General features: G+C 73.8%; 12 protein-coding genes. 6 read left to right on the forward strand and 6 right to left on the reverse strand.

Going from position 1 to position 12,698, the window contains the following annotated elements; all coding sequences use genetic code 11:
* Positions 1–127: 127 nt before the first annotated feature.
* On the reverse strand, positions 128–1,006 hold the full coding sequence (locus tag ACI799_RS20740; RefSeq protein ID WP_456597357.1) for a ketopantoate reductase family protein: 879 nt from the start codon (positions 1,004–1,006) through the stop codon (positions 128–130).
* A gap of 20 nt (positions 1,007–1,026) precedes the next feature.
* On the reverse strand, positions 1,027–3,219 hold the full coding sequence (locus ACI799_RS20745) for an MMPL family transporter (RefSeq protein WP_456613834.1): 2,193 nt from the start codon (positions 3,217–3,219) through the stop codon (positions 1,027–1,029).
* 77 nt (positions 3,220–3,296) lie between these two features.
* Between ACI799_RS20745 and ACI799_RS20750 the strand changes: the two genes are divergently transcribed.
* A complete protein-coding gene (locus ACI799_RS20750; protein ID WP_456600509.1) occupies positions 3,297–3,776 on the forward strand; it encodes a MarR family winged helix-turn-helix transcriptional regulator in 480 nt (159 codons plus the stop codon).
* A gap of 22 nt (positions 3,777–3,798) precedes the next feature.
* On the opposite strand, the gene ACI799_RS20755 is transcribed toward ACI799_RS20750, so the two are convergent.
* From ACI799_RS20755 to ACI799_RS20770, 4 genes are all read right to left on the reverse strand, one after another.
* Positions 3,799–4,140 carry a hypothetical protein gene (locus ACI799_RS20755; RefSeq protein WP_456600510.1) on the reverse strand — a complete coding sequence of 114 codons (342 nt, stop codon included), beginning with the start codon at positions 4,138–4,140 and terminating at the stop codon, positions 3,799–3,801.
* 45 nt (positions 4,141–4,185) lie between these two features.
* A complete protein-coding gene (locus tag ACI799_RS20760; RefSeq protein ID WP_456590298.1) occupies positions 4,186–4,515 on the reverse strand; it encodes a GroES family chaperonin in 330 nt (109 codons plus the stop codon).
* Positions 4,516–4,667: 152 nt separating this feature from the next.
* Entirely contained in the window at positions 4,668–5,015 is a 348-nt protein-coding gene (locus ACI799_RS20765; protein ID WP_456590299.1) for a metallopeptidase family protein, read from the reverse strand.
* Positions 5,012–6,436, reverse strand: coding sequence for a GuaB1 family IMP dehydrogenase-related protein (locus ACI799_RS20770; protein WP_456613835.1), 1,425 nt, complete (start codon positions 6,434–6,436; stop codon positions 5,012–5,014). The genes ACI799_RS20765 and ACI799_RS20770 overlap by 4 nt, the downstream gene beginning before the upstream one ends.
* Before the next feature lie 195 nt (positions 6,437–6,631).
* Between ACI799_RS20770 and serS the strand changes: the two genes are divergently transcribed.
* From serS to ACI799_RS20795, 5 genes are all read left to right on the forward strand, one after another.
* Positions 6,632–7,933: a serine--tRNA ligase gene (serS, locus tag ACI799_RS20775; RefSeq protein ID WP_456600513.1), complete on the forward strand. Its 1,302-nt coding sequence runs from the start codon at positions 6,632–6,634 to the stop codon at positions 7,931–7,933.
* Entirely contained in the window at positions 7,930–8,838 is a 909-nt protein-coding gene (locus ACI799_RS20780; RefSeq protein WP_456597352.1) for an HAD family hydrolase, read from the forward strand. Before serS ends, ACI799_RS20780 begins: the two co-directional genes overlap by 4 nt.
* Positions 8,831–9,634 (forward strand): HAD family hydrolase, encoded by an 804-nt coding sequence (locus ACI799_RS20785; RefSeq protein WP_456590303.1) that lies wholly within the window; start codon positions 8,831–8,833, stop codon positions 9,632–9,634. The genes ACI799_RS20780 and ACI799_RS20785 overlap by 8 nt, the downstream gene beginning before the upstream one ends.
* Before the next feature lie 119 nt (positions 9,635–9,753).
* Positions 9,754–11,409 (forward strand): methyl-accepting chemotaxis protein, encoded by a 1,656-nt coding sequence (locus ACI799_RS20790; RefSeq protein WP_456590304.1) that lies wholly within the window; start codon positions 9,754–9,756, stop codon positions 11,407–11,409.
* 178 nt (positions 11,410–11,587) lie between these two features.
* On the forward strand, positions 11,588–12,698 hold a 1,111-nt coding region (locus tag ACI799_RS20795), incomplete at its 3' end, for an MCP four helix bundle domain-containing protein (RefSeq protein ID WP_456613836.1).

Raw genomic sequence — 12,698 nt, forward strand, 5'->3', positions numbered from 1 at the left:
CGCGGCGAGCCTCCGGACGGGGCCGCCCGTCCCTCGCACCGCTCGCAGGCTCGCGGCGAGCCTCCGGACGGGGCCGCCCGTCCCTCGCACCGCTCGCAGGCTCGCGGCGAGCCTCCGGACGGGGCCGTCACCGCGCGCGGGTGCGGAGCTCCTCGACGATCCGCCGGGTGACCGGGACGTCGACGCCGTGCCGGTCGGCCGCCCGGAGCACCGCCCCGCCGATGGCCTCCAGCTCGGTCGGGTTGCCCGCCTCGGCGTCGCGCTGCATCGACGAGCGCATGCCGTCGGGCAGCGACCAGGCGAACTCGCGGGTGGCGGCGGCGTCGGAGGCGGCGCCCTCGGCCCGCGCCACCGCGGCGACCTCGCCGATGACCGCGGCGAGCTCCTCGCCGTGCTGGTCGCGCACGGTGCCGAGAGGGGCCGCGGCCTGGGTGGTCAGCAGCGCCATGGGGGCGAGGAAGCAGAGCTTGTCCCACAGCAGGCCGGCCTCGTCCGGTCGAACCGTGACGTCGACCCCGGCGGCGGTCAGCGCGTCGGCCAGCGGCTCGGCGCCCGGCGCCAGCTGGACGGCGCACAGCTCGCCGTCGTGCCGCACCACGCCGGGCGCCGGGCGGTCGGCGAAGACGCGGATCGTGCCGGCGACCACCCGCGCCGCCGGGTAGCGCTCGCGCAGCGCCGCCAGGTGCTCGACGCCGTTGAGCAGCGGCACCACGACGGCGCCGCCCAGCACGTCGGCGGGCACGCGGCCGAGCGCCTCCTCCAGCTGGGTGGCCTTCGTCGTCACCAGCAGGACGTCGACCGGGCCGTCCAGCCGCTCGGCGCCGCGCACCCGCGCCGTCAGCTCGCCGAAGCGGTCGCTGGTCACCCGCACGCCGTGCTCGTCGAGGTGTGCCGCGGTCCCCGGCCGGGCCAGGCAGGTGACGGCGTGCCGCTGGCGCGCCAGCAGAGCGGCGAGCAGCCCGCCGACGCCACCTGGTCCCAGCACGGCCACGCGCAACGGATCCACGACGCCATCCTCGCGCTACGTCAGCGGCCCCGCTGCAGGGTCCCGCCGCGAGCTCGCGAGTGGTGGGGGGCAGCGGGGTCCTTTCTGCGCTCCAGCCCGCGCTCCTCCGTGGGCGCGGCCGGCTCGGTGGGCCCCTGCGCCAGCCGGCCCGGCCACCAGACCTTGTCGCCGATCAGGTGTACGGCCGAGGGTACGAGCAGGGTCCGGACGACGAAGGTGTCGAGCAGGACGCCGAAGCCGACGAGGAACCCGAGCTGGATGAGGATGACCAGCGGCAGCACGGTCAGCGCCCCGAAGGTGGCCGCGAGCACCAGCCCGGCGCTGGTGATCACCCCGCCGGTGACCGCCAGCGACCGCAGGACGCCGGCCCGCGCCCCGTGCCGAGTCGACTCCTCCCGGGCCCGGGTCATGAGGAAGATGTTGTAGTCGATCCCCAAGGCCACGAGGAAGACGAACCCGATGAGCAGCACCTGCGGATCGCTGCCCGGGAAGTCGAAGAGGTGCTCGAAGACCAGCGCGGCGACGCCGACGGTCGCGGCGGTGCTCAGCGCGGTCGTGCCCACCAGCAGCAGCGGCGCCACGACCGCCCGCAGCAGCATCGCGAGCACGACGGTGATCACCAGCAGGACCAGCGGCACGATCACTGCGAGGTCGCGGGCGGCGGTCTCCTGGGTGTCCAGGTCCTGGGCGGTCGAGCCGCCGACGAGGGCGTCGGGGTCGACGTCGAGCACCGCCGTCCGCAGGTCGGCCACGGTGCTCTGCGCGGCCTCGCTGTCCGGGGCGTCGGCCAGCGTGGCGTCGATGCGGACCAGTCCGTCCGCCACGACCGGCTCGGCGTCCCCGGATCCGGGCGGGCCCCCACCGGTGAAGGGCGCCACCCCGGCGACGCCGTCGACCTGCGACGCGGCGTCGGCGACGTCCTGCCAGCCGTCGGCGGGAGTGATGATCACCGCCGGGCTGGCGCCGCCGGCCTGGTAGTGCCGGGCCAGCGCCTCCTGCCCCGCACCGGACTCGGAGCCACCACGGACCGCCTCCGACAGGGGGATGCCGTCGGCGTCGAAGGTGGGGAGGAAGAGCGCCATGACCACTAGGAGGGCGCCGCTGCCGAGCAGGTACCGGCCGGGACGGCGCCCGACCGAGGCGGACACCCGCTCCCAGCCCTTCCCGTGCGCGTGCTCCTCGCCGTACTTCGGGCGGAACGGCCAGAACGCCGCGCGGCCGAAGAGGACCAGCACCGCGGGCAGGAAGGTGAGCGCGGCGAGCATGGCGAAGGCGATGCAGACTGCGGAGATCGGGCCGAGCGCGCGGTTGGAGCCGAGGTCGGAGAAGAGCAGGCAGAGGACGCCGAGGATCACCGTCCCGCCGGAGGCGAGGATCGGCTCCCACGACTGCCGGAGCGCCACCTTCATCGCGGCGACGGGGGACCGCTCGCGGCGCAGCTCCTCCCGGTAGCGGGCGACCAGCAGCAGGCCGTAGTCGGTGGCCGCGCCGACGACCAGGATCGAGGCGATGCCCTGGCTCTGGCCGTTGACCGTGATCCAGCCCCGGTCGGCCAGGAAGTAGGCGACGGCAAGGGAGACGACCAGCGCGAGGCCGGCGGTGCCGATGACCAGCAGCGGCAGCAGCGGGCTGCGGTAGACGACCAACAGGATGAGCAGGACGACGCCGAACGCGGCGAGCAGCAGCAGGCCGTCGATGCCGGAGAAGCCCTCGGCGAAGTCGGAGAAGATCGCGCCCGGGCCGGTGACGTACGCCGTGGTGCCGTCGATGCCCGGCAGATCGCGCAGGTCGGCAATGACCTGCCCCAGCGCGTCGCCCAGGTCCGGGTCGAACGGCAGCACCGCCTGCACCGCTTCGCCGTCCTCCGACGGGATCGGCGGCGACGGCTCGCCGGCCAGCGCGCCGGCGTCCTCGGCGAGGGCGGCCGCCTCCTCGACCCGCTCCTGCGCCTCGGTCAGCGCGGCGGGGTCGAGCGCGCCGTCCTCGCTCTCCCAGAGCAGGATCACCGGCAGCGTGCGCTCGGTGCGGAACCGCTGCTGCAGCTCGGTCACCCGGGTGGACTCGGCGCTGTCGGGGAGGAAGGCGGCGGAGTCGTTCTCCGAGACCTCCCCGAGCTTGCCGCTGAACGAGCCGAGGGGTCCGGCCAGCCCGAGCCACAGCAGGGCGACGACGGCAGGCAGGATCCAGCGGAGGACGGGGGTGCGGCGCGGCATCGCATTTCCTTGATGGTCGATCATCTCGGTGATCGAGAGATTAGGGCGGTCTCGTGCCGCGCGCGAACGGAGGTGTGGTGGCCGAGGTCGATCCCGCGCGGCAGGAGCTGGCGCTGCTCCTCCGCCGGCTGACCGTGGAGCTGGATGCGGTCGGGCAGCGGTTCGCCGGGTTGCACGGGCTGGGGCGCACCGACGTCCGGGCGCTGGTGGCGGTGATGGACGCCGCCCGCCGCGGTGAGGCGCTCACCGCGGGCCGGCTCGGCGCGGCTGTGGAGCTGAGCTCGGCGTCGGTGACCGCGCTGGTCGACCGGCTGGAGCGCGCCGGCCACCTGCGCCGGGTGCGGGACGACGCCGACCGCCGCCGGGTGACGCTGGAGATGTCATCGGAGGCGATGGCCGCCGGGGCGGAGTTCTTCGGCGGGCTGCAGCGGGACCTGCTGGCGGCGATGGAGGGCTACTCCGACGCCGAGCTCGCCGTCGTCCACCGGTTCCTGACCGACATGACCGGGGTGATCGAGCAGCACGCCCGCACCCCGGAGCCCGATCCACCCGCCTGAGCCGCGGGCGCGGAGGGGCCGATCAGGCGGTCGGGGTGACCGAGCCCCGGCGGGCGACCAGCGGGATGCCGACGAGGGCCGCCAGTGCTGCGGCGACCAGCGCGTAGAAGGCGCCGATCGTCGGCTCGATGGGGACGGCGAGCAGCAGCGCCGTGGCCAGCAGCACCGTGTTCAGCGCGACGAGGACGGCGTACGCCACCCGGCTGCTCCCCGCCGCCAGGACGCCCAGGACCGCGAGCGCGACGAGCCAGCCGCCCGGGACGGTCCCCGGGTCACCCGGCTGCGCGGCGAGGACCGCCGAGGCGGCGACGAACAGTGCCCAGACGCCGACGGCGAGGGCCTGCGGCCGCACGCTGTTGATCATGCGAGCATGATGGCGGGCCACCGCACCGGTGGCAAGCCGCGCCCGTCAGAGGTAGAGGCCGGTGCTCTCTTCGATGCGCTCGGCGGCGACGGCGTGCACGTCGCGCTCGCGCAGGATGATCAGGTCCTCGCCGTGCACCTCGACCTCGTGCTGGTCCTCGGGGGAGAAGAGCACCTGGTCGCCGATCTTGACCTGGCGCACGCTCGGGCCGACGCCCTTGGCCTCGCCCCACACCAGCCGCTTGGCGACCTGCGCGGTGGCCGGGATGAGGATGCCGCCGGTGGAGCGCCGCTCGCCGTCCTCCCGGCGCAGCGACACCAGGATGCGGTCGTGCAGCATCTTGATCGGCAACCGGCCGGCGCTGTTCTCGGGCACGTCGTCCCACGCTACTAGGGCCCTCGGAGCGGCCGAGTGCTGACTTGTGGTCGGTCTGCCCGGCGTGTCCGCCCGTGTCGGCGGAAACGACTGCGCACTCGGCTGTCGGTGCCGCACCGACCACCCGGCGCTTCGTGCACGAGACGCCGGGGTCAGCCCCAGCCGAGCTCGTGCAGGCGGTCCTCCTCGATGCCGAAGTGGTGCGCGATCTCGTGGACGACGGTGATCGTGACCTCCTCGACGACCTCCTCCTCGGTCTCGCAGATGTCGCAGATCGCCTCGCGGTAGATCATGATCCGGTCCGGCAGCGAGCCGCCGTAGTCCCAGCCGCGCTCGGTCAGCGCGTACCCCTCGTAGAGCCCGAGCAGCTCCGGCTCGTCGGGGTTCCGGTCCTCCACCAGGACGACGACGTTGTCCAGCAGCCCCATCAGCTCGGGCGGCACCTGGTCGAGGGCGTCGGCGACCAGCTCCTCGAAGACGGGGAGCGGGAGCGCCTTCACCAGGACGTCGGCAGCGGCCGGCCCTCCTCGTAGCCGGCCGAGCTCTGCACCCCCAGCACCGCCCGCTCGTGCAGCTCGTCCACGGTCCGCGCGCCCGCGTAGGTGCACGACGACCGCACGCCGGCCACGATCTGGTCGATCAGGTCCTCGACGCCGGGGCGGGCCGGGTCCAGGTACATCCGGGACGAGGAGATGCCCTCCTCGAAGAGGCCGGCCCGCGCCCGCTCGAACCCGGTCTGGGTCGCCGTCCGGGCCTTGACCGCGCGCGCCGACGCCATGCCGAACGACTCCTTGTACAGCCGGCCGCCGTCCTCGTGCACGTCACCGGCCGACTCGTAGGTGCCGGCGAACCAGGAGCCCACCATCACGTTCGCCGCGCCCGCGGCCAGCGCGAGCGCGATGTCGCGGGGGTGCCGCACGCCGCCGTCGGCCCACACGTGCTTGCCCAGCGAACGGGCCTCCGCGGCGCACTCCTCGACGGCGGAGAACTGCGGCCGCCCGACGCCGGTCATCATCCGGGTGGTGCACATCGCGCCCGGGCCCACGCCGACCTTGACGACGTCGGCGCCGGCCTCGATCAGGTCGCGCGTGCCCTGCGCCGTCACCACGTTGCCGGCGACCACCGGCACGGAGCCGGCCACCGAGCGCGCCGCGCGGACCGCCTCGATCGCCTTCTCCTGGTGCCCGTGCGCCGTGTCGACGACCAGCACGTCCACCCCGGCGGCCAGCAAGGCCGCCGCCTTGCCAGCGACGTCGCCGTTGATGCCCACGGCGGCCGAGGTGAGCAGGTGGCCCTCGGTGTTCACCGCCGGCGTGTAGATCGCCGACCGGAGCGCGCCCTTCTTCGTGATGACGCCGACCAGCCGGTCGCCGTCCACCACGGGAGCCGCGCTCACCCGCTCACCGGAGAGCACGTCGAAGATCTTCGGCAGGTCCGTGCCGGCGGGGATGGTGAGCGGCTCGCGGGTCATCACCTCGGCGAGCTGGGTGAACCGGTCGACGCCCTGGCACTGGCCATCGGTGACGACGCCGACGGGGGAGCCGTCCTCGACCACCACGACGATCCCGTGCGCGCGCTTGGTGAGCAGCGACAGCGCCTCGCCGACGGTGGAGGTGGGGGCGAGGGTGATCGGGGTGTCGTAGACCGGGTGCCGGGTCTTCACCCAGGAGACGACCTCGGTGACGACGTCGACCGGGATGTCCTGCGGCAGCACCGCCAACCCGCCCCGGCGGGCGGTGGTCTCGGCCATCCGCCGTCCCGAGATCGCGGTCATGTTGGCGACGACGATCGGGATGGTCGTGCCCACGCGGTCCGGCGTGGTCAGGTCGACCTCGAGCCGCGAGCCGACCGTCGAGTGGTTGGGCACCATGAAGACGTCGGAGTAGGTGAGGTCGTGCGAGGGCCGCTGCAGGAAGCGCATTGCCCCAGTGTCCCGTACCTCGCCGGACCGTGACGACCGCGCCGAACCATGCGAACTTGTGGCCATCAGCGGCTGATCGCCACGACATCGCACGGTTCGGCGGGCCACCGCGCTCTGGTGGCCACGTCGTCGGAAGCCCTCCGGGCTCCGCGCCGCCGTCGGCCCCTCGCAGGGCGGCTCACCTACTGTTGTCCCGTGATCGACCTGCGACTCGTGCGTGAGCACCCCGACGTCGTCCGTGCCAGCCAGCGTGCCCGGGGCGCCGACGAGTCCCTGGTCGACCGGCTGCTCGCCGCCGACGCCGCCCGCCGCGACGCGGTGAAGCGGGCCGACGACCTGCGCGCCGAGCAGAAGAGCGCTTCCCAGGCGGTGAAGAAGGCGAGCCCCGAGGAGCGCCCGGCCGTCCTGGAGCGGGCCAAGGCGCTGGCCGCCGAGGTCAAGGAGGCAGAGGAGCAGCAGCGCGCCGCCGACGCCGCGCTGCGCGAGGTCCACCTGCGCATCCCCAACGTGGTCGCCGACGACGTCCCGCCCGGCGGTGAGGACGACGCGGTCACCCTGCGCACCGTCGGCGAGGTGCCCACCTACGACTTCGAGGTGCGCGACCACATCGAGATCGGCGAGGCCCTCGGCGCCATCGACATGGAGCGCGGCGCCAAGGTCTCCGGCTCCCGCTTCTACTTCCTCACCGGCCCCGGCGCGCTGCTGGAGTTCGCGCTGGCCCAGCTGGCGATCAGCCGGGCGGTGGCGGCCGGGTTCACCCCGGTGGTCGCCCCGGCCCTGGTCAAGCCGAGCGCCATGGAGGGCACCGGCTTCCTCGGCGAGCACGACGAGGAGGTGTACCGCATCGAGCGCGACGACCTGTACCTCGTCGGCACCTCCGAGGTGGCGCTGGCCGGCATGCACGCCGGTGAGGTGCTCGACCTCGCGCAGGGCCCGAAGCGCTACGCCGGGTGGTCCTCCTGCTTCCGCCGCGAGGCAGGCTCCTACGGCAAGGACACCCGCGGCATCATCCGGGTGCACTGGTTCGACAAGGTCGAGATGTTCAGCTTCTGCCGGCCGGAGGACGCCGCCGCCGAGCACCTGCGGCTGCTCGCGTGGGAGGAGGAGTTCCTCCAGGCCCTGGAGCTGCCCTACCGCGTCGTCGACATCGCCGCCGGCGACCTGGGCACCAGCGCCACGCGCAAGTACGACATCGAGGCGTGGTTCCCCACCCAGGGCACGTACCGGGAGCTCACCAGCACCTCGGACTGCACCACCTTCCAGGCCCGCCGGCTGACCATCCGGTACCGGGACGAGGACGGGAAGAACCAGACCGCGGCCACGCTGAACGGCACGCTCTGCGCCATCGCCCGCACCATCGCCTGCCTGCTCGAGGTGCACCAGCGGGCCGACGGCTCGGTGCACGTGCCGGTGGCGCTGCGGCCGTGGCTGGGGGGCGTCGAGGCGCTGACCCCCGGCATGACCCTGGCGGTCCCCGTCCCGCCGCCCGCGGCATGAGCGATTCCGCGCCGAAGGCTCTGCAGGCCTACGGCGTCCTGCCCGGCGCCGACCAGGTCGTGGAGCTCGGTGACCTCGGCCCGTGGCGGCCCAAGCTGGTCGCCACCGACCTCGACGGCACCCTCCTCGACGACGCCGGCGAGGTCAGCCCGCGCACCCGGGCGGCGGTGACCGCCTGCTGGGACGCCGGTATCCCGGTGGTCGGCGTCACCGGCCGCGGCCCCCGGCTGCTGGAGAGCGTGCGCGTCGCCCTCGGTGGGCGCGGAATCGCGGTGCTGGCGCAGGGCGGTTTCGTCGTCGACCTGGAACGCGACGAGGTGCTGCGCACAGTCGCCCTTCCGCGGAGCCAGGCGGCCGCGGTCATCGAGCGGATCGAGTCGGTGGCCGGGGACCTCGTGCTGGCGGTGGAGGACGCCGCTCATCAGGGCGAGGCGCGCGGCGCGTTGCGGGTGCAGCACGGCTTCGACTGGCCCTACCCCGAGGACGCCGAGCTCGTGGCCAAGGACGAGGTGCTGCCGGCCGAGGCCGTGCTCAAGGTCTTCCTGCGCTCGCCCACGATCGGCCAGGACGAGCTGCTCGCGCTCGCCCGCTCCGTCGTCGACCCGGCCGACGCCGAGCTGACCCACGCCGGCCTCGGGTTCATCGAGGTGCTGCCGCCGGGGATCACCAAGGCCACCGGCCTGGCCGTCGCCCTCGAGCGCTTCGGCGTCGACCTCGCCGACGTCCTCGTGTTCGGCGACATGCCCAACGACCTGCCGATGCTGACCGCGGTCGCCGAGGCCGGGGGCCGGGCCGTCGCCGTCGCCAACGCGCACCCGGCGGTTCGTGCCGTCACCACCCACGTGACCAGCGGCCACCGCGCCGACGGGGTCGCCCGGTACCTGGAGGCGGTGCTCGATGGCTGACTGGCGTCCCCGCCTGATCGCCAGCGACATGGACGGCACGCTCCTGCGCTGGGACGACACGGTCAGCGAGGCGACCGTCGCCGAGCTGGAGCGCTGGCGGGCCGACGGCGTCCCGGTGGTGCTGGCCACCGGCCGCCCGCCGCGGTGGATGCGCCGGATCCGCGAGGTGCTCGGCTACGGGACGGCGGTGTGCTGCAACGGCGCCGTGCTCCTGGACCTGGAGAGCTTCGAGATCCTCCACGAGGAGCCGGTGCACCCCGACGTCCTCCGGTCGGTCACGGCCGAGCTGCGCCGGCGGCAGCCGGACACCTGGTTCGCGGTCGAGTACGGGCTGGAGTTCCGTCACGAGCCGATCTACAAGCCACGGTGGGACGTCGACGCGCCGGGGGTCGCCGAGGCGACGCTGGAGGAGATGCTGGAGCAACCGGTCGCCAAGCTCCTGGCCCGCCACGAGAAGCTGCCGCGCGACGAGTTCGTGGCCCTGGTGGAGGAGGTCATCGGCGGGCGGGCGACGGTCACGTGCTCGTCGACGGATGCCCTCGCGGAGATCTCCGCGACCGGGGTGACGAAGGCGTCGGGCCTGGCCACGGTCGCCGCCCGGCACGGGATCGGCCCCGAGGACGTCGTCGTCTTCGGCGACATGCCCAACGACATCGCCGCCTTCGAGTGGGTGCGCGACGGCGGCGGCCGGGCGGTCGCGATGTCGCATGCGCACCCCGACCTGCTCGCCGTCGCCACCGACGTCACGGGGACCAACGAGGAGGACGGCGTCGCCACCTTCCTGAGGTCGCTCTAGCCGTTCGTGCTCCGCTGGAGTGACTCCAGCCTTGGGTCGGCTCAATCCGGCGCGCGATCTGCCGAAAACCCGGGAAGTCGACCGCCGGTGGAGCGGTTCTGTCCCTCGGGAGGCTCGGCATGGACGCCGCTGTCGCACCAACGGCTCAGCACGGTTCCGACCACGCGGCGGAGGGAGGGCGCGGGCTGTTCCGCCGGGTCGGTCTGCAGGGCCGGCTCCTGCTGGCGATCCTGCTCGTCGCCCTGACCACCCTGGCGGTCGGCGTCATCGGGGCCTCCCGCATGGCGGTGCTCAGCGACCAGGCCGAGCAGATCTACCACGACGGCACGGTGCCGCTGGACGAGATCCGGCTGCTGCAGTCGGCCTGGTGGGAGTACCAGGCGAACTCGGCGCGCACCACGATCCCCGGGCTGCAGCCGGAGGCGGTCGCCCAGTACCAGGCCCGCGCCACCGAGGTGCAGGCCCGGATCCAGGAGCTGACCGGCCTCGTCGACGGTGAGCCGCTGGGTGCCGCGTCGCGCGCGGCCTTCGAGCGCTTCGAGCCCGCGATGACCGACTACTTCACCACGCTCGGCGAGATCATCGCTGCCCTCGAGAGCGGTGACCCGGCCCAGCTGGCGCAGCTGGAGACCGCCGGCGCCGAGCTCGACGCCGCCGAGATCGAGGCGATCGCCGCCCTCACCGAGGCCGCCGACGCGCAGTCGGAGTTCGCCGACGCCATCGCGGAGGACGCGAGGAACGCCGCCGAGGCGGCGCGCACGCTGACGTTCCTCGTCATCGGGATCGGCCTCGTCGTGTCGGTCGGGCTGGCCGTTCTGGTGGCCCGCAGCATCAACCGCCCGGTGCAGCGGATCAGCGAGGTGCTCGACCGGGTGGCCGACGGCGACCTCAGCGTCCGGGTGGGCCCGACCGGCGGCGCCGAGCTGGCCCGCGTCTCGGCCTCGGTCGACCGGACCCTCGACTCGATCGGCGGGGTGCTGCGGCTGGTCGGCGACTCCGCGAACCGACTGGCCGACGCCTCGCAGAAGCTCGACGGCGCCGCCGAGGGCATCGCCGCCAACGCCCGGGCGGCGGCCGGCCAGGCCGACGAGGTGGTGACCTCTGCGGGTGCGGTGGCATCGAGCGTGGACACGGTGGCGACGGGGTCGTCGCAGATGGAGTCGGCGATCCGGGAGATCGCGCACAACGCGACCGAGGCGGCCCGGGTGGCGGGTCAGGCGGTGACGGTGGCGGAGACGACGACGAAGACCGTGGGGAAGCTGGGTGACTCCTCGCAGGAGATCGCCACGGTGATCAAGCTGATCAACGGGATCGCGGAGCAGACGAACCTGCTGGCGCTGAACGCCACGATCGAGGCCGCGCGCGCCGGTGAGGCGGGCAAGGGGTTCGCGGTGGTGGCCAGCGAGGTGAAGGAGCTGGCGCAGGAGACGGCGCGGGCGACCGAGGACATCTCCAAGCGGGTGGAGGCGATCCAGGGTGACACCGCGGGTGCGGTGGATGCGATCGGCAAGATCAGTGCGGTGATCGGGGAGATCAACGACTTCCAGGCGACGATCGCTGCGGCGGTGGAGGAGCAGACGGCGACGACGAACGAGATGAACCGCAACGTGGCCGAGGCGGCGAGTGGTTCGCAGGACATCGCCGCGGCGATCTCGGGGCTGGCCGCGGGGACGCAGGAGACCAACCAGCGGGTCGAGGACGCGCAGCGGGCCGCCGCGGAGCTGGCCCGGATGAGCGGGGAGCTGCAGGAGGCGGTCGCCCGCTTCACCGTCTGAACCAACCCGGCACGCCCGACGGCGCCGTCCCCCGACCCGGGGGCGGCGCCGTCGCGCGTCCCGCGCACCCCTACCGGTGGAGCCGTTCCACGACTGGGGTGAACTCCACCGTTCGGCCTGCCGATGAGCAGGACGACGGTCCTCTCGGACCGACCGACTTCCAGGAGAGCGAGCAGGCATGGAGCGCGTGCAGGACCCCGACACCGCGGCGAACACGGCGCGGGACGACCAGCAGCCCCGGGGGCTGTCCGGCATCGGGCTGCGCGGCCGCCTGCTGGGCTCGATCCTCGTCGTCGCGCTGACCACCGTGGGGGTGGGCGCCTTCGGCATCGACCGGATGTCCACCCTCAGTGACCAGTCCAAGCAGGTCTACGACAACGGCGCCGTCCCGCTCCACGGGCTGCAGGAGCTCGAGAGCGACTGGTGGCGTCTGTCGACCAATGTTGCGCGGGCCTCCATCCCCACGCTGCCCCCCGAGACGATCGCCAAGGCGCAGCGGGGCACCGCGGCCTCCAGCGAGTCGCTCGCCGAGCACATCGCCGCGGTGGGTGAGATGCCCCTGGACGCGGCGGCCCGGGCGGCGTACGAGACGTTCGCGACGGCGACCCAGAACTACCTCGCGGCCCTCGCCCAGCTCCAGGCGGTCAGCGGGACCGACCCCGCTGCGATGCCGGGGCTGCTGCAGACCATGGCCGAGAACGAGACCATCATCGAGGAGTCGCTGATCGAGGCGACCGACGCCGCGGCCGCATCTGCGGTGGCGACGGCGGAGGACGCCAAGGACGCTTACGAGACGGCGCGGACGCTCACCCTGCTGATCATCGCCGCCGGCCTGCTGGTCGCCGTGGTCCTGGCGATGGTGGTCGCTCGCGGCGTGACCCGGCCCGTGCAGCGGATCCGCGAGGTGCTCGCGCAGGTGGCCGCTGGTGACCTGACGGTGCGGGCGGGTCGTACCGGTGGCGCCGAGCTGGGCGAGATGGCGGCGTCGCTCGACCACACGCTGGACTCGATCGGCAACGTCCTGCTGCTGGTCAACGACTCCTCCACCCGCCTGGCCACGGCCTCCCACCAGCTCAGCGGCGCCGCCGAGGGCATGCGGGAGAACGCCCGCCTCGCGGCCGGCCAGGCCGATGAGGTGGTGACCTCTGCGGGTGCGGTGGCCTCGAGCGTGGACACGGTGGCGACGGGGTCGTCGCAGATGGAGTCGGCGATCCGGGAGATCGCGCACAACGCGACCGAGGCGGCCCGGGTGGCGGGTCAGGCGGTGACGGTGGCGGAGACGACGACGA

It is taken from the genome of Blastococcus sp. SYSU DS0753 (assembly GCF_054051175.1).

Coding starts and splice junctions, on each gene's coding strand:
- ACI799_RS20745 (WP_456613834.1), bottom strand. CDS start 3,219: ATGCCGCGCCGCACCCCCGTCCTCCGCTGGATCCTGCCTGCCGTCGTC.
- ACI799_RS20755 (WP_456600510.1), bottom strand. CDS start 4,140: ATGATCAACAGCGTGCGGCCGCAGGCCCTCGCCGTCGGCGTCTGGGCA.
- ACI799_RS20770 (WP_456613835.1), bottom strand. CDS start 6,436: ATGCGCTTCCTGCAGCGGCCCTCGCACGACCTCACCTACTCCGACGTC.
- ACI799_RS20780 (WP_456597352.1), top strand. CDS start 7,930: ATGAGCGATTCCGCGCCGAAGGCTCTGCAGGCCTACGGCGTCCTGCCC.
- ACI799_RS20785 (WP_456590303.1), top strand. CDS start 8,831: ATGGCTGACTGGCGTCCCCGCCTGATCGCCAGCGACATGGACGGCACG.
- ACI799_RS20790 (WP_456590304.1), top strand. CDS start 9,754: ATGGACGCCGCTGTCGCACCAACGGCTCAGCACGGTTCCGACCACGCG.